General features: G+C 50.1%; 16 protein-coding genes. 7 read left to right on the top strand and 9 right to left on the bottom strand.

Features of this window, described 5'->3' with window-relative positions:
• Positions 1–15 precede the first annotated feature (15 nt).
• Positions 16–759 carry a substrate-binding periplasmic protein gene (locus ACZ50P_RS02585; RefSeq protein ID WP_464133219.1) on the bottom strand — a complete coding sequence of 248 codons (744 nt, stop codon included), beginning with the start codon at positions 757–759 and terminating at the stop codon, positions 16–18.
• A gap of 118 nt (positions 760–877) precedes the next feature.
• On the opposite strand from ACZ50P_RS02585, the gene ACZ50P_RS02580 reads away from it, so the two are divergent.
• Entirely contained in the window at positions 878–3607 is a 2730-nt protein-coding gene (locus tag ACZ50P_RS02580) for an ATP-binding protein (RefSeq protein ID WP_464133217.1), read from the top strand.
• Here ACZ50P_RS02580 and ACZ50P_RS02575 read toward each other — a convergent pair.
• From ACZ50P_RS02575 to ACZ50P_RS02550, 6 genes are read right to left on the bottom strand one after another with little or no spacing between them, the layout of a single operon-like run.
• Positions 3604–4242, bottom strand: a complete 639-nt coding sequence (locus ACZ50P_RS02575; RefSeq protein WP_464120036.1) for an ATP-binding cassette domain-containing protein — start codon at positions 4240–4242, stop codon at positions 3604–3606. The genes ACZ50P_RS02580 and ACZ50P_RS02575 overlap by 4 nt on opposite strands.
• Complete coding sequence (locus tag ACZ50P_RS02570; RefSeq protein ID WP_464133214.1) at positions 4214–5677, bottom strand: ABC transporter permease; 1464 nt, start codon at positions 5675–5677, stop codon at positions 4214–4216. The genes ACZ50P_RS02575 and ACZ50P_RS02570 overlap by 29 nt, the downstream gene beginning before the upstream one ends.
• Positions 5674–6714 (bottom strand): thiamine ABC transporter substrate-binding protein, encoded by a 1041-nt coding sequence (locus ACZ50P_RS02565; RefSeq protein WP_464120034.1) that lies wholly within the window; start codon positions 6712–6714, stop codon positions 5674–5676. Before ACZ50P_RS02565 ends, ACZ50P_RS02570 begins: the two co-directional genes overlap by 4 nt.
• A gap of 3 nt (positions 6715–6717) precedes the next feature.
• On the bottom strand, positions 6718–7200 hold the full coding sequence (locus tag ACZ50P_RS02560) for a DoxX family membrane protein (protein ID WP_464133212.1): 483 nt from the start codon (positions 7198–7200) through the stop codon (positions 6718–6720).
• Between the two features lie 14 nt (positions 7201–7214).
• Positions 7215–7868, bottom strand: coding sequence for an endonuclease III (gene nth / locus ACZ50P_RS02555; RefSeq protein WP_464135164.1), 654 nt, complete (start codon positions 7866–7868; stop codon positions 7215–7217).
• Positions 7855–8091, bottom strand: coding sequence for a ferredoxin (locus ACZ50P_RS02550; protein ID WP_464120033.1), 237 nt, complete (start codon positions 8089–8091; stop codon positions 7855–7857). Before ACZ50P_RS02550 ends, nth begins: the two co-directional genes overlap by 14 nt.
• Before the next feature lie 164 nt (positions 8092–8255).
• On the opposite strand from ACZ50P_RS02550, the gene ACZ50P_RS02545 reads away from it, so the two are divergent.
• The 5 genes from ACZ50P_RS02545 to ACZ50P_RS02525 all read left to right on the top strand — a co-directional run bounded on the left by ACZ50P_RS02545 (position 8256) and on the right by ACZ50P_RS02525 (position 14199).
• A complete protein-coding gene (locus ACZ50P_RS02545; RefSeq protein ID WP_464120032.1) occupies positions 8256–9347 on the top strand; it encodes a GNAT family N-acetyltransferase in 1092 nt (363 codons plus the stop codon).
• Positions 9344–10213 carry a hypothetical protein gene (locus tag ACZ50P_RS02540; RefSeq protein WP_464120031.1) on the top strand — a complete coding sequence of 290 codons (870 nt, stop codon included), beginning with the start codon at positions 9344–9346 and terminating at the stop codon, positions 10211–10213. Before ACZ50P_RS02545 ends, ACZ50P_RS02540 begins: the two co-directional genes overlap by 4 nt.
• A gap of 70 nt (positions 10214–10283) precedes the next feature.
• Complete coding sequence (gene elbB, locus ACZ50P_RS02535) at positions 10284–10937, top strand: isoprenoid biosynthesis glyoxalase ElbB (RefSeq protein ID WP_464133210.1); 654 nt, start codon at positions 10284–10286, stop codon at positions 10935–10937.
• A gap of 44 nt (positions 10938–10981) precedes the next feature.
• Positions 10982–12073, top strand: a complete 1092-nt coding sequence (locus ACZ50P_RS02530) for a D-alanine--D-alanine ligase family protein (RefSeq protein WP_464133207.1) — start codon at positions 10982–10984, stop codon at positions 12071–12073.
• Positions 12074–12264: 191 nt separating this feature from the next.
• Entirely contained in the window at positions 12265–14199 is a 1935-nt protein-coding gene (locus tag ACZ50P_RS02525) for a response regulator (protein WP_464133206.1), read from the top strand.
• Here ACZ50P_RS02525 and ACZ50P_RS02520 read toward each other — a convergent pair.
• Positions 14196–14927 carry a hypothetical protein gene (locus tag ACZ50P_RS02520; RefSeq protein ID WP_464133203.1) on the bottom strand — a complete coding sequence of 244 codons (732 nt, stop codon included), beginning with the start codon at positions 14925–14927 and terminating at the stop codon, positions 14196–14198. The two genes, ACZ50P_RS02525 and ACZ50P_RS02520, sit on opposite strands and share 4 nt — an antisense overlap.
• Before the next feature lie 408 nt (positions 14928–15335).
• On the opposite strand from ACZ50P_RS02520, the gene ACZ50P_RS02515 reads away from it, so the two are divergent.
• Positions 15336–15542: a hypothetical protein gene (locus ACZ50P_RS02515; protein WP_464120026.1), complete on the top strand. Its 207-nt coding sequence runs from the start codon at positions 15336–15338 to the stop codon at positions 15540–15542.
• Between the two features lie 43 nt (positions 15543–15585).
• Here the strand turns inward: ACZ50P_RS02515 and ACZ50P_RS02510 are convergent, their stop codons facing one another.
• The gene (locus ACZ50P_RS02510; protein ID WP_464133201.1) at positions 15586–16971 is read right to left on the bottom strand and encodes an aldehyde dehydrogenase family protein; all 1386 of its coding nucleotides are present in this window, start codon (positions 16969–16971) and stop codon (positions 15586–15588) included.
• Positions 16972–16977 lie beyond the last annotated feature (6 nt).

The raw sequence follows: 16977 nt of genomic DNA, 5'->3' as shown, positions 1-16977 counted from the left end.
CGGGCTGTCAAAACTTTAATCAAGACGACGCATGTACTTAAGCAAGTAATCGTCGACGATGCGCTGATAGTTCACTTTGGTCAGCGCCTTATTAAGTTTTTCAGCTTTATCCTTGTTGTGAATGTTGAACGCAAAAAAGTGATCCTTTTCCTCGACAATGCGAGTGCTCACAGACACACGCCCGGCAAGCTTGGGATGAGTCACATGCATTAAGTAGCGGGCATTATTGATATCCATCAAAGCCCCATCCAGCTGCCCCAACGCCACCTTCCGCAGGTTCGTGTCATCACTCTTTACGGCCTCCACCTTCAGCACCTTTTCCTCAACCAACCGATTGAACTCCCTTGTGTTGCCATATCCCTCAGTGATGCCGATCTTCTTGCCCTTAAGATCACTCAGCTTGGTCCACACCAACGGTCTTGAACGCTGCTGGATAAGTCCCAGAGGAGATCTAAAAAGCAGGTTTGAAGGACTAAATCCGGGACGAAATGTCTCGGGCCAAACAGGAAAGAAGCCGACAACTTCAGGTCGCTCGCCTCTTTTGATGGCCTGGGTCCAAGGATAGAAAACAAATTCGACGCTGACACCGACGGTTTTCAGCGTGTCTTTCAGGGCTTTGGCGGCGGCCCCGTTTTCTGGGCAACGAGAACAAGTGAACGGTGGCCACTCCAAAGTCGTTACAACCCAGCGCTCAGCAAGGGCCGAAGAGGCAAACAACTGTATGACGAGAGCTAAAACAGCGCCTTTGATTACACTCATTTAACATCTCCCTCGAACGACTAGTTTCATGCCTAGTTTACTCGCTTTTTGCAACTCGCCCATTGCCCATGGAACACCTATACGATATCACTAAAACTGCATAGGCTAATCAAAAAGCATGACGTTACGTTTAAGAATTTTCTTATTCAATCTTATCTCTGTCTTTCTTGCGACATTTGTTGTTGCGTTGATTGGCCTCAAGATCGTGGAATCCACAGTCATCGACAGCACTTATGAAAGACTCACTCAGATTCGCATCAGCAAAACCAGTGCTATTGAATCCTATTTCCGAGATCTGCAGACGGCCATCAACCTCATATCCTCTCATGAATTGACCGACAATCTTCTGCAGGACAAGCGTCTGGACAGCCATCCAGAATTCCGTCGCCTTCTGGACAACTACGTTCTGGACTTCAACATCTACGACATGGCCTTGGTCAACAAGGACGGCGCCGTGGTCTATACCACACGCAAAGATATCGAAGATGGCGTCTCTGTCTTTACCGGCTTGCCTCCGGGGGCAAAGCTCAAGGACGTGTACACCTGGGGAGTGAAAGCGCAGGAGGGTTCAACCCTGTTCCTGGACTTCGACAAAGATGCCCTGAATCCCACCTCAGCAACGGGCTTTGTGGCTTCCCCGATCTATCGCAATGGCAAGGTCCTTGGGGTTCTGGTTCTGAAGATCTCTATTTCTGAGATTGATCGCATTACCAGCGACAACTACGCCTGGCCAACTCATGGAATGGGTCAAACCGGCGAAACTCTGATTTACGGGGAAGACTGGAGTCTGCGCAACACCGGACGCTTCCGTGTTGAAGCCGGCGCCCAGGGAGAGACCGGCCAACTGGAAGCCGAGGTCCTGTCTTCAAACCGTGGCGATGAGGATATCAAAAAGATTGAAAACCTCAGTGAAGTGCGCGAACTGGGCACGGACTATCGAAATCAGAAGGTCATCCGCTCTATTGGTAAGATCTATCTGCCGAATGGTGAGTTGTGGTATATCCAGACCAAGATCGATGAAAGCGAGGCCTTTGCCGTCCTGGACCGCATTGCCATCGCCTCCAGCGCCGCGGCCGTTCTGATCTTTATCCTGTTCTTCTTTGCCACCTTTGCCGCCACCGGAAAAGTCGTGGAACCCATTCAGCTTCTGACGGATCGCCTGGAAAAACTGGGCACCAGCAACCTGACCCAGAAGATCAACTATAACTCCCGCGATGAAATCGGTCTTCTGGTCAGCAAGTACAATCAGCTGGCGGACCGCTTGGAAACCACGACCGTTTCCAAAGAGTTCCTGGACAGTGTCATTCAGTCCATCAAATCGTTCCTGTTCATTGTCAAAGTGAGCCACCACGAGGACTGGCGCCAGTCTTCGTACGCGATCTCTCAAGCCAACGAATCAGCGCTTAAGTTCCTGGGCTATTCCATCAATCAGATATCCCAGGTGGATTTAAGAAAACTGATTCATGCCCAGGACGAATTCAACAACTACACCTGGCTGCTGCAAACCCGTCACAGTATCGAAGCTGAAATCATAGCCCATGACGGACGCCGACTGCCGATCCTGATGAACTGGACGGCACTTCCCAACCGCACCAGCAAAGATCTGACTTTTGTGTTCGTCTGCACTGACATCACCGATCGTATTACCGCTGAACAAGCCCTGATCGAGGCGCGTGAGCAGGCCGTCAAAGCCTCTCAGGCCAAGTCCGAGTTCCTGGCCCGCATGAGTCACGAAATCCGCACTCCGCTAAACGCCATCATCGGAATCACGGACATTCTGGCGGAATCCGACCTGAAACCCGAACAGGAACAACTGGTCAAAGTCTGCGCCAATGCCGGAGAAAACCTACTGGCCCTGATCAACGACATTCTGGATATTTCCAAGATCGAAGCCCGTGAAGTCCGTCTGGAGAAAATCGCCTTCGACCTGGAATCCACAACCACCAACATCTGCGACATTCTGAAACAAAAGGCCACCGAGAAAAATCTGCAGTTCAGCCTGACCATGAACCTGCCGAAGGACCGCGCGCCACTGGTTGTCGGCGATCCGACTCGCCTGCGCCAGATCCTGTTTAATCTGATCGGCAACGCCATTAAGTTCACACAAAGAGGCCGCATTGAGGTTCACGTCGACTTTGAAGGCAATCTGAACAGATTTGTGCGCTTCTCAATCAAGGACACCGGGACTGGAATTCCAGAGGACAAACAACACCTGTTGTTCCAAAGCTTCGTGCAGGCAGACAGCTCGATCACGCGTAAATACGGTGGAAGCGGCCTGGGTCTGACAATTTCAAAAAATCTGGTGGAGCTGATGGGGGGACGCATCTGGTTCCAAAGTGAAGAGGGCAAAGGAAGTTCCTTCCACTTTACGATTCCGTATGTTCCTACAGAGGGCGGCCTGGAACTGGCAAGTTCTGAGATCTCCATCAGTGGTGCACCGACCCCGGACCGAGGTGAAGAGACTTTACTGGCTCGCACCGCGCGCATTTTGGTGGTGGATGACACCGAAGACAATCGCTTCCTGCTTTTGACTTACCTTAAAAAATTACCATTTGAAGTGGTACAGGCCGAAAACGGAAAAGATGCGGTCGAGAAAGTGCTGGCAGAACCATTTGATCTGATCCTGATGGACATTCAAATGCCGGTGATGGACGGCTATGCGGCAACAAGAAAAATCCGCGAGTGGGAGCAGAAGAACCACACCAAGCCCACCCCTATCATCGCAGTCAGTGCCAACGCCATGGCAGAAGATGTTCAAAAATCTTTGGATGCGGGATGCTCCGAACACATGACCAAACCCATTAAGAAGTCAGCTCTGCTGGAAATGATCCAGCGATATATAAGCTAAGACTCCACCAGCTTCCCGTTACGAATGGTCGTGATTTTATTGGCCATCACCTCAACGTCGCGCTGATCATGTGTGACCAGCAGGGTCGGAATTTTTTCCCTCTCGATAACATCCTTGACCAACTTACGGCTTTCTTCCCGCAGTTCCTGATCCAGGGCTGAAAAGGGTTCATCCAGCAGCAGAAGACGCGGCTCCCCCATGATCGCGCGCGAGATCGCCACGCGCTGCTTTTCCCCGCCAGACAGCACAGAGGCCGGCCTGTTCAGAAAGGGTTCCATTTTCAAAATTTCAACAAGCTCTTTCATTCTGGAGCGTGCCTTGCCAGGCTCCACTTTGCGAGCCCGGGCGGCAAACATCATATTTTCTTCCGCCGTCAGATGCGGAAACAGATCCAGCGTCTGAAACACCACACCCAAACGACGATCCGGTGTTTTTAACCGAGCCAGATCCAGTCCCTGGTAAGTCCACTTCATGCCGGGACATTCTTCTAAACCCAGCAAAATGCGAAAGACCGAGGTCTTGCCCGAGCCCGACGGCCCCCACAAAACGGTGACTCCTTCATCCAGGATCTCCCATTTGTCTATGGACAATTTGAAGTCGCCATAATCACGGTGCAAATTTTCGACTAAGGACACGGCTTCCTCCCACACAAATCAGGAAACAAATCAATCCGGCAACAATGATAAGACTGCTTAATACGATGGCCTGATTCAAGCGATAACCTGACATCAAAGTTTCAGTCATCATGGCAATGCTTAAATCACGATGAGCCAGAATGCGCGAAACCGCAAAATCACCACACGCCCAGATCGAAGCCACACCTGCCAGCAGACCTGCCCGACGCGATAATTGCGGGAACAACACTTCGCGGAAGATCTGTCCGGACGAGGCCCCCATGGAATACGCCACAGTCATTTGATTCTGCAAAGCATGAAGTTCAGAATCCCAGCCCATACGGAACAGGCTGTTTAAACTTAAAATGGTCAGTGCCAGCGGAATTTTAAAAAAGGGAAATAAACCTTCATTAGGTCCTAAAATCAGCAAACTGAAACATGCCAACGATGTCGAAGGAGCAACATACCCATTCAAGAATCTTTCAAACCATTTTTTGGGCCAGCAATAGGCAATCCACATCAGACCCACATAACAAAGAAGGCCAACGGACAACCCCAAAACGATACTGCCTAGAAAATTCCAGATCAGCGCGGACTGCAGTTCATAGAAAGTGGAAATCATCGCCAGACCTGAAACAAAGCCCTGCACATATCCGAACAGATACACAAAGGAAAGAACGGCGATCACTATCAGCCCCGAGTAGCTGCGCAGTAACTTCAAATTGGCGGGCCGGTGATACAGACTTCCTTTGCCTCTGCTGGCGATAAAAGACAGAGCAAAAATAAACACCGACTGCAGGAAGGCCAGCAGAACCGCGTCCCCCCACTGACTGGATAAGCGGATCTTTTCATAGATCAGAACTTCAACGGTGGTTCCGCGCCCCCCGCCGACTATCAACGGCACTGCAAAACTGCCGAAGCAAACCACAAAGATGAACAGCCCCAGAAGCCAAATATCTTTCTTTAACATCGGCAGCAGTCCCTGACGCAGAAATCTGAACCGGCTGGCCCCTTCGACATACGCCAGCTCAATGATTCCACCCAACTTGGTTTCGATCGTTGATGCCAACAGCACTGCCGCCAGTCCAAAGTTCATCAGGCTGTGAATAATCACAATCCCAGAAATTCCCATGGGGAACGGATCAATCACACTTAAAGCCGACAACAGAATAAAAATCGGCGGCAGAAAGTTCGGCAGCAGACACAACAGCTCCAAAAAAAATCTCAAACGCCGTGTCCGGGGGGAATTCAAAGACAACAATCCCAGCGCGACCCAGAAGCCGATCAATAAAGAAAAAACGGCCGACAGTGTGGCCTGAAGAAAGCTGTTTTTAAAGGCCCAGGCCAGCTCGCCCATATCGGGCCAGCTGGTCACCTGAAACTGAGTCAGCAGGAATAAAAAAGGAAAGATCAGGAAAAGAACCAGTCCTATCCTGAGCGCCTGACGAAGATTCAATTGAGTTCGCCCCGGCGGATTTCAGTCCAACGACGCAGAAGGCGATCCACTTCTGTGGCAGAAAGAATCTCCACCTGCTGCAGGGTTTTCACATTCATCAATGGAGCAAAAGGAGTGTTTTCCATCACGCCCTTCATCACCGGGAACATATAGTTCTTTTCCATGATGATCTTTTGACCTTCTGGAGAAAGCATCAAATTAACAAACTGTTCGGCCAGGTCACAGTGCCGACAGAAATCCGGAATCCCCACAAACTCGAACTGCACCGGAAGCGCTTCTGTAAACGGCAGCGCCAGATAGTCTTTCTTTTTCTCTTCAGTTTCGTGATACAGCGGAGAGGTCACATACGAGTACACCAACTTGGTCTGCTTGTTGGTGAAAAGTCCATAAGCTGTCGACCAGGTCGGGGAAAAACTATGGATTTGCGACATCAGCTTTTGCAGATAACGGAAGCCCTCTTCCTCACCTTTGGAGCGAATCACCCAATACAAAAACTGCATTCCCGGCGAACTGGTGCGAGGATCCTGCAAGGCGATTTTTTTCGCCAGCTCTGGTGCCAGCAGGTCATCCAAGGATCCCGGCATGTGGAGCAGTTCTCCGCGACGGGCCACGAACGTCAAAGCGCCCCAGTCATAAGGCACAAAGTAACTGTTTGCCAGTGCCGGCTTCACAGCATCATAGACATCCAACTGTCCCAGGCTGAGTTTGCGCCAAGGTTGTTCAGCCGTCGCTTTGGAAAGATCAAACTGATCCAACCCCACGACAACATCCGCGCCCAGACTTTCCCCTTCGATTTTCAGACGCTGAAGCAAGATGCCCGAATCGCTGCCTTCGATAAATTCAACTTTGCACTTGCAGGTCTTTTCAAAAAGTTCCTTCAAGAGCGGACCCGGCCCCCAACGGCCGGTAAAGGACGCATAACCAAACACCCGCACTGTCGGCAAAGAGCTGGAGGGAGCTGCATTGTCCGTGCGATTTAAAACCGCCAGAAACAACGTCAAAAAGACAACAGAGATGAAAAGAACAAAATGCTTCACAATTTACCACCAAAAACCGCGACGGCGCTTGTAGAAGTAATAATCAAACCCAAGGCAACGACCGGCTCCGACCCAAGCCAAAATCAAATGAATCGCCAGGAAGGTCTTATAAAGATCTTCTGAGGCCGGTCCTGAAATAAAGAGCATCGTCACACACAACAACACGCCCAGCAAAGCCACCGGACGCACGACATATCCGACAATATAGGAAATGGCGATGGCAAATTCCAGACCCAGAACAATAAAGGCCACCGTCTGCCAATTGGGAATCATCGTGCTGCTGGCGAAAATTTTAAACCAGTTCGGTGCATGACTGGCTGGCAGCCACTCGGCCATTTGATCAGCGATGCGTGGACGAGTCAGATAGTCACCGCGATATTTCAAAAGGGCATGTTCCAGGTAGTAATAACCCAGGAAGATTCTAAGGAAAGAAATCGGCAAAAGATGACCAACGTATTTAACGCTCTCAAAGAATGAAACTAACATGAAGACATTGTGAACTAGACACCCTTCTTAGGGCAAGTCTCCTCGAGAAAGCAATGACTGCATGCAGGTTTTCTCGCCTTACAGACAGCTCGACCATGGGAGATCAGATAGTGCGATAACATGATCCAATCATCCTGGGGCACCAGCTTGGACAGCTGACGTTCGATCAGCACGGCATTGTCCGTTTTGACCCACCCCAGACGATTTGCCAAGCGGGTCACATGAGTGTCCACGACGATCCCGCTGGGAATCCCGTAGGCATTGCCCAAGACCACGTTGGCCGTCTTGCGCCCCACACCTGCAAGCTCGACCAAAGCCTCGAGGTCTTCCGGCACATGGCCCTTATGCTTTTCAACCAAAGCCGTCGCACAGGCCTTCAAATTTTTGGCTTTATTCTTAAAAAATCCCGTGGAACGGATGATCTCTTCGATAGACTCGACCGGGGCCTTCGCCATGGCCTTGGGGGTTGGGTATTTCTTAAACAAATGAGGTGTCACCATATTCACCCTCTCGTCCGTACACTGGGCGGACAAGATGGTGGCAACAAGAAGCTCAAAGGGGTTTGTGTAGTTTAAAGCACAATGAGCGTCGGGGTAATATCTCTTGAGAAGTTCAATAGTTGCATGAACTGAGGCCTGCTTGGCAGAAACCTTTTTACTGGTCACCATCGTTCCCGATAGCTTCAACTGGACAGCCTTCCATCGCCTCTTTGCACAGAGCTTCTTCTTCCGGAGTTTCAGGCTGTTTTGCCACGAAAGCATGACCGTCTTCTTCGTGCATGGAGAAGTTCTTAGGAGCCGTCAGGACACAAGCATCACAGGCAATACAAGATTGATCCACGAACATTTTGCCGGGCTTATTTTCTTTCCAACTCTGACCTTTATCTGCCATTGCAATCTCCTTAGGGTGCCAAGCCGCCTTAATATAAGCCTTTTGCCCTTGATGTCAAATCCCCTTCCCGACTTGGGTCGCATTTTTCAGGCCGTCCTGTGTTGAATGCTGGGTTCCCCCTCGCCCCCCGTATAGTATCTATATATGTGCCCCAGGGAGGGATAATGGAAGGACCTCGTTCTCCAATGGAAGCTGAGCTTCCTCAAGTTTTGGACTTTTTGAATAAAAAACTAAGAAATGAAGCCTCTTGGTCAATCGCCGCAGAGTATCCTACGGCCTTTTCCTCTAACAACTTGCACAACATGCGCATTATTGCCGATGAGGGCGCCGTCCTTTCGCATGCAGTGTTAAAGCCTCTCATTATCAAATCCCCGCATGTCATCTTCAAGGTCGGCGCTATCGGGTCGGTGGTGACGGATGACCAGCATCAGGGCCAGGGCTACAGCACCCAAATCATCAAAGACTGCCTGAAGTCGGCCACGGAACAATCCTGTGATATTGCCATCTTGTGGACGGACCTGTTCGATTTTTATCGCCGTATGGGGTTTGAGCTGGCCGGTTCCGAAATCAGCTTTGTGATCGAGGATGAGTTCGACATCCCGCCCATCAACCTGCGTTTCTCGACGGACAATAAAGTTTCTCCTGATGCGATCTATCGCCTTTATGCGGCTCATTCCGTGAACTCGGTGCGCACCATTGAAGAAACCAGAAAGTTCCTCTCAATCCCACAAACCAAGGTGTATACAGCCTGGGAAAGCAACGGTCAGCTGGCAGCCTATGCCATTGAAGGCAAAGGGGTCGATCTGGGGGGCTACATCCATGAATGGGGCGGCTCTGTTTCCAAACTGATGGCGCTGTTCAGCTTTATTCGCTCGCAGAAAGGTCAGCCTTACACCATCATCTGCCCACGCCACGCGCAAAATCTGATCAAGGCTTTGCAAACCAAAACAGTGACTATGAACAACGGCTTCCTGGGCATGATCAAACTTGTGAACTTTGACCAGTTGGCCGCGAAAATAAAACGTGCCTTCCGCGCCGAAGGTGTCGCGGATATCGTGCTGGAAAAGCACCCACAGCACTTTGTCTTTGGTATCGGTCAGGATCTTTACACCATTAACAATGAAACTGACATGGTTCGTCTGTTGTTCGGCCCAGTGGACTATCGTGCCCTGGGAATTTTTAAAGAAGAAACAGTTCTGCAGTTTGAAAAAATTCTGCCTCTGAATCTTTGGATCTGGGGATGGGATTCCATATGAAGCGCTACTTAAAACCCCTGCTGCCCGTTTTGCTTTTAACCTCTGCTATTTCCTGCGTGAAAACGCCGGAAATGGAAGATGAAGAAAATCCGTCCACCCTTCAGGAGGTCGCCGGAGCTCTGGGGGATGCCTGGGACAATGCGGATCCTCTGACCATGTCCGCCAATGACTTCGTCTTGCAGCGCACTTACCGCAAAATCGAAACTGGTGAAGACAAACTTTGGCTTCAGGAAGGAATCACGATCTCCAAAAAGGAAGAACGTGAAAATGACTGGCTCTACACATATCTGTATCAAACCGAAGTGCTGACCTCTGACGGCAACACACAGCAAAGCACTCAGGAAGAGCATCGCACAGTGACAAAGGCCGCTCCTGCCGTCGAAGTCATGGCGCGCGCCGCCCGCCTGAAGGGTGAAGTATCCACTATGGCTGATGACTTGCAAATGTCCTTGGGATACGAGCGGGTTTTGGGTTTGGCCTATGCCTGCCAGTTGTCCGATGCCCAACAAAAAATTTGCAAAGAAACTTTGGGTTACGACAGTTGCGAAATCAAGTGCTTCAATCTGAAAGTGTCTGAAGAGATGCGCCCGGCACCAGACCTGATGAAGACACAACCCAACTGTGGCGGTTTAAGCAATTGCACCATGAAAGTAAAAACTGTGTCGTTTGACTGGGCTGCTTACTACAAGAAGGGTGAAACGACCGAGAAGCAAAAGGTCAATTACAGTGTTTCAATCACTCCGGATCTGCCGTTCTTCTCGCGCGTGACCGACTACTGTTATCGCGCGTTGGCAAGTGCTGGCGACCAGAAAGCCCTGGTCACCGTCTGCAGCCGCTTGGCAAATTATCAAAAGGGCGGAAACTAGATTCCGTCCTCCTTCGTTGCCATGCCCCCACGAATCCGCTAAGCTAAAACCTCTTTCGGGAGGTTTTTTTATGAAAAAAGTGGCCGTTGTTCTTTCAGGCTGTGGCTTTAAAGACGGAAGCGAAATCACTGAGGCTGTGAGCCTGTTGATTGGCCTGAACCAGGCCGGTGCCGAGGTGTCCTGCTTTGCTCCCGATCTGCAAATTTCTGTCACCGATCATCTGACCGGAAAACCCTCCGGAGAAACACGCAGCCTTTTGGCTGAGGCCGCACGCATTGCCCGTGGCCGTATCAAAAGTTTGGACAAGTTGCACGCCAAAGACTTTGATGCTGTTGCCTTTCCTGGCGGCTATGGGGCAGCCAGGAACCTTTGCAACTGGGCTGAAAAAGGCGCTCAGTGTGATGTGAACCCTGAGGTCAAGCGTGTGATTCTGGATTTCTATAATTCCAGCAAACCAATCGGGGCTCTTTGCATTGCTCCCGTGGTGGTAGCCAAGGTTCTGGGCGACAAAAAAGTCACTGTCACGATTGGTGATGACCCAGAGACGGCTTCTGAAATTCAAAAAACCGGCGCTATCCATGAAGAATGCCCGGTGAATGACTATATCACTGATCGCGAAACCAAAGTAGTGACCACACCAGCGTATATGTACGGCGATGCAAAACCCAATGAAGTGTTCGCAGGTATTTTCGGCCTGGCCCATGAATTGGTGGAGTGGGCTTAATAACGTTTAGACAAATAAAGTTAAGTTAGGATTAAAGACAGTTTATGAAGCAAGTTGTAGCATTGATTTTTGGTGGCAAATCCGCAGAACATGAAGTCTCCATGCGCTCTGCCAAGAATGTGGCGGATGCCCTGGATAAAGACAAGTTTTCTCCTGTAATCATCGGCATCAGCAAAGAAGGAAGCTGGTATCGTTTCCCGGACATGAAGGTTTTTGCCGAGGCGACCAAGATTGTTGATCAATCCCTGCCCGCCAATGCCGAACCCGTAGCGTTGATGTCCTTGCAGGGAAAGCCCGTTCTTTACTCGTTGAAAGATCACTCTAAAACTCATGTTGATATTGCCTTCCCGATCATGCACGGAACCATGGGCGAAGACGGTACCATTCAAGGGTTGTTCAAAATGGTTCAACTGCCTTTCGTGGGCTGTGGTGTCTGGTCTTCAGCGGCGGGAATGGATAAAGAGATCATGAAGCGCCTTTTGCAGGTCGCCAACATCCCCAATGCCAAGTACATGCTGCTGACTCCGCACAAAAACACAACCTATGATGAAGTGGTGGCTCAGTTGGGTACGCCGTTCTTTATCAAGCCAGCCAATGCGGGATCGTCAGTTGGTGTTCACAAAATCAAATCAGCTCAGGATTTCGCTGATAAACTGAAGGATGCTTTCCAGTTCGACAGCAAAGTTTTAGCCGAAGAATTCATCCAAGGCCGTGAAATCGAATGCTCGGTGATGGGTTTGAATCATGCTCCGAAGGCGTCATTGCCAGGTGAAGTGATCCCCCAGCACGAATTCTATTCTTACGAAGCCAAGTACCTTGATGATAACGGAGCTTTGTTGAAAATTCCGGCTGAACTTCCGGAGGCCACCATCAAGGCCATCCAAAAAATGGCCGAGCAGACTTATCAGGCCATGGGATGCGATGGTCTGACTCGTGTGGATTTCTTCGTCCGCCCGAACGGGGATCTTTACATCAACGAGATCAACACCATCCCGGGCTTTACCAAGATTTCCATGTATCCCAAGATGTGGGAAGCTTCCGGCGTCACTTACAAAGATTTAATCACCCAGCTTCTGCAGTTCGGTTTTGAAAAGTACCAGGCCGAACAAAAGCTCAAAACCAGTTATCTGGATTAATTTTTAGCAATACTTCTTATCTGGGCCTCTCTAACCTCGGGGAGGCTGGCTCCAATGTCCTGATGTTAATCAAAAAAGCTCTTTTGTTTACAACAATAGTCATATATGCCGATAAGTTAGTGCATATGGGACTTCGACGTTTCTGGAAATTTCTTTCTGTAGCAAATAAACTCTATATCGTTATCGGAGTCATGGCGCTTCTGATTACACTGGAGCTCTTCACTCTTTACTTTGCCATGGACACTCTTTCATCCGTTCGTGGTTTTGTCGCCGGAGAGAGTAATTGGTCCAAAGCGCAAAAAGATGCTGTGCTAAATCTGCACAAGTACGCTCGCACCAAAGACAGTGTGTACTATGAAAAATTTCAAAGCAACGTCCGTGTGCCCTTGGGTGACAGCAAAGCTCGTCTTGCCCTTGAGGAAAATCCCCCGGACCTGGCACGCGCACGGGAAGGATTCCTTGAAGGAAAAACTCATCCCGACGATATTACCGGGATCACCAAGCTGATCCTGCGGTTTCACAATTTCAACTACGTGAACAAGGCCATTCAGATCTGGCGAGAAGGCGACAAGATGACCCAAGAGCTGATTGGCTATGGAAATCAGCTTCACAGTCTTATCCAGCAAGGAGCCAAAGAAGACCAGATTATTGCCGCTTTGGACCAGGTGGATTTGCTCAATGAACGCCTGACGGTTCTGGAAGAGGCTTTTTCTCACACTCTTGGTGAGGGCTCCCGCTGGTTAGAGCAGGTCTTGATGGTGACATTGCTTTTAGCCGTTCTGCTTGTCGAAGGTGTCGGCCTTTTACTGACAGTTTCATTCAGCCGCAATCTTTCCAAAGGTTTGATAGAACTTAACGAGGCCGCCTTCAAGGTCGGCGAAGGCAAGTTCGATGTGAAAGTTCCCGTTCGATCGGGGGACGAACTGGGGCAGTTAGCCGAGTCCATTAATAATATGGCTCACCACCTTAGCAGCAGCATCGGTGGCCGCCGCCAGGCCGAACAAGCCAGTCAGTCGAAAAGCCTCTTCCTGGCCAACATGAGTCACGAGATTCGCACTCCCCTTGCCGCCATCATCGGCTTTTCAGATCTGCTGAAGGACTCTCACCTGACGGAAGAAGAACGCTTGCAATACGTCAACATCATCCATAGGACGGGCGAACATCTGACCCGGATTATCAACGACATTCTGGATCTTTCGAAAGTGGAAGCCGGACATCTGGAGCTGGAGTCCCACAATGTGAATCTTTCATCTTTGCTGAGTGACCTGCATATCCTGATGGTGGCTCGGGTGGGATCAAAACCTGTGCATGTTGAATTCAATCGCCGCGGGTTGGTCCCGGATGTGATCCGCACCGACTCTCTGCGCCTGCGTCAGATCCTGACCAACATTCTGGGGAATGCTGTGAAGTTCACTGATGAAGGCTACGTGCGCATGACTTACGAAATCTCCGGACCCTATCTGGTCTTCACCATTAAAGATACGGGTGTGGGAATCTCCAGCGCACAACGCAGCTTATTGTTCCAGGCTTTCAGTCAAATCGACAGTTCGATATCACGCAAGTATGAGGGCACAGGTTTGGGCCTTGTGCTGTCGCGCCGCCTGGCCCAGATGATGGGTGGCGACGTCACCCTGGCAGAAGGCGAAACCACAAAAGGCAGCACCTTTGTCGTCAAAATTGCGCTGGATATTCCCAGAAATCCGAAGACCAACCCTTCTTTGGGATTACCAAAAGAGGTTCATCTGGGACAACAGCTTTCAGCCACTTCCATTTTGCTGGTCGATGATGTCGAGGACAACCGCCTGTTGATTCAAAGAATGCTGACCAAACGCGGGGCCCAGCTCACCTTGGCCACCAACGGTCAGGAAGGACTCACGAAAGCTCTGGAAAAAGAATTTGATATTATTCTGATGGACATTCAAATGCCCGTGATGGATGGCTATACCGCCACAAAAAAACTACGTCAGGCAGGCTACAAAAAACCCATCATTGCCCTGACAGCGCATGCGATGAAAGATGATCGCGAAAGATGCCTTGAAGCTGGCTGCACGGACTATCTGACCAAGCCCGTGCAAGTGGAATTCCTGATACAAACTATTCTGAATTATTCGATGGAAGGTAACTAAAAGCAGGTGGCCTTTCCATCACGGGTCACACACGCCGCCTGAGCAATCCCACTTGTTCCTTCAGTTCCAGTAGGCCCAACCGGCCCGTCAGCACCGCGTGCCCTATCAACTTGGACTTTGCAGAATCTTCCACCCTTTCCGCTGGGACCCGGAATTCTGCTACCATCGATACCGCCTTTTCCTCCAGCTCCGCCCAGTCCCCCAGCCCCTCCCTTACCAGGATGTTTGGTCAAAGAAACGGAAAACCCAATCTCCTTTTGTATGCTCAACTCTAGCGTTCCACTATGACCGCCGTTTCTCCCGGATTCTCCCCCATGACCTTGCTTTCCGTCTCCGCCAAAAGAGGGGATCAAATCTTGTGACGTCGATGAACAGCCCACTGTGATGGTTCTTCCATTAGCTCCATTCATGTTTGGTGTCGGAGGAGGGCCATCATAGCCATCACCACCGGCTTCCCCGCGCATTTCAATTGCTAAGCGTCCCCTACCGGTTCCTATATTCAGAAACAAATGCCCCCCGGATCGCCCAACAACCCCCTTTGGTGCTTTAGTCAGTTCCGGAAAAGTCCGAATCAAAGCCCCCTGGGAAACATTCAATTTGTCCACATGGAAGCGAACTCGATGCCCCATGGTATTCAGTATAGCCCCTTCTACAAATACCAACTCGGCAAAACGAAACTCAAAGTCACCCGTCTCGCGAGGTAAGGTCTTCTGCCCAGCCCTATACATCTCAAACTCCAACTCTTTCTTTTGTAGAAGTTTGCCTTTGAAAATAAATACCTCGCCCTCAATAACGAACTTATCTCCCTTAACCTCCTCCACCATTGAAGGAGTGACAGGGGCATCCCCAGCTGTTGGTTCGCTTTCATCTCTAATTTCGACGCAGCCGGATAGTAGAAGAAGGGGGACTGAAATAAATAGCAAAAGTAAATACGATTTCATTTTAAGATTCCTTTGTTAGGCCGATTGTCTGATTTCACTTCTTCTCAATTTCAGTTCCTGCCCGAAATCCCAGTACTTCAAGATTGAGTCCGGACGCCGGACTTTGGCCTGTGAACAGCTTTTGCATAGACACATTAATGCTCCGAAAAGGAGACTTCGTCAGGACGACGATGAACGCCCCAAGGATAGAGGCAAATGGAATACAGCAAGATCAACTACTTCGAAAAAGCCGAATCAGCACAACACCGCGAGTTCATCATTTCCCAAAACAATTGCATACTTTGCGGCACCGTACTGGAGCTAAAACATATCGCCGATCGAGAGCTTTCCGAAGTCAAAGAAGAGGCCTTCTGCCCACACTGCGAAGTGAAGACACGCAATCGCACCCATATTCTGAACTAAGTCCAGCCAATGTTTCGACGGGAATCTTGTCAGATGATTGACGTTACCGGGTTCCCGTCAAGATCTTAACATCCGAATAGAACGTCCCTGACCAGGACATATCGGGGTTGCCGAAGCTGGACTGCTTATGCCCAAAGATTGTCGGGCCTTCGCCCTTCATCCATTCGTTCATCCAGACCTGTGCACATTCTAACTGCGTGATCACCTTGTCCAGCTTTTCCGCCGGACCCCACATCACTGCAGAGTGCGCAAGGTAAGAGGTGTTCACCCACTTGGCGATTTCATGCTGATACTTGACCGACGTTATTAGGAACAGAGGACCTTGAAGTTCATCCTGTTGCAAAACAGAGCAGTTTGGCAGATCCACCATCATCGCCGGCTTCACAAAGAATCCGGAACCAATCACCTTCTCTGCACCCCAGGCGACCTTCCCGTGTTCGGACACACCACCTTGAGTTTTCTTTAGAACCTCTTCCACCGCTTCGGCGGAAATCAGTGGTGTCCAAGGGGACGATCCGGATGGATCTCTTAACGGCTCTAACTGATCCAGCCTGGTCTTTAGGGACTCCATAAATTCTTTTTGGAAAGATTCCAGCAAAAACAAGCGCGAAGTGTTCCAGCACATCTGCCCCTGTCCGATCAGGAAAGAGCGCAGAATTTCATCCATATGACTGGCAAAGTCAGTTCCGGCCAATACAATCGCTGCGTTTTTCACACTGCCAGACAACTGCATTTTTTTAAACTGAGAAAGTCCGGCCTTGGCAATACTTTCCATCGTGCTGGTTTTACCCGCAGCCGTCACCGCGTGAATGCTGGGATGACCGGCAATGACTCTTCCTACGTCCTCATCGCCCTGTAATACGTTGACCACGCCGGCGGGAACCCCTGCGGCTTGCAAGACTTCGCCAAGAATCTGCGCCGTGATCGGGGACTTTTCAGAAATCTTGATCACACACACATTCCCCGCCGCCAGCGCCGAGGCCATACGTTCGGTGACCAGGCGCAAGGACAAGGACCAGGACGATATTATTCCCACCAGTCCCACCGGCTGCACCTGAATCTGCGACGAAAGTGGCTGTTGCAGCGACTCTGCATTTTGGCGCAAAAGCTTTATCGCCACCCGGATTGAATTTTCCAGAACAAAACTTTGCGGCAGTCCCTGATGCAAGGCCTCTTGATAAGCATAGTGTGACGCTTTGTCCTCTAGAGCCTGCGCTACCTTCTTCAGTAACAACGCCCGCTCTTCAAAGGAAAGGTCTTTAAAACCAGGCAGTGCTTTTTTAGCGCTTTGAATAGCTTTGATCACATCCATCGCATCGGATGCAGTGATATCGGCCAGCAACTGTCCGTCAAATGGAGAATATTTTGCGATTTTTTTCTGACTGTCGGAAGGGACAAAAGCCCCTCCGATAAAGTTTTGCAGTTCCAACAAAGA

This window comes from Bdellovibrio sp. CKG001, assembly GCF_055397465.1.
Note: the sequence above shows the minus strand (reverse complement) of the source record. Positions and strands in the feature narration are given on the sequence as shown.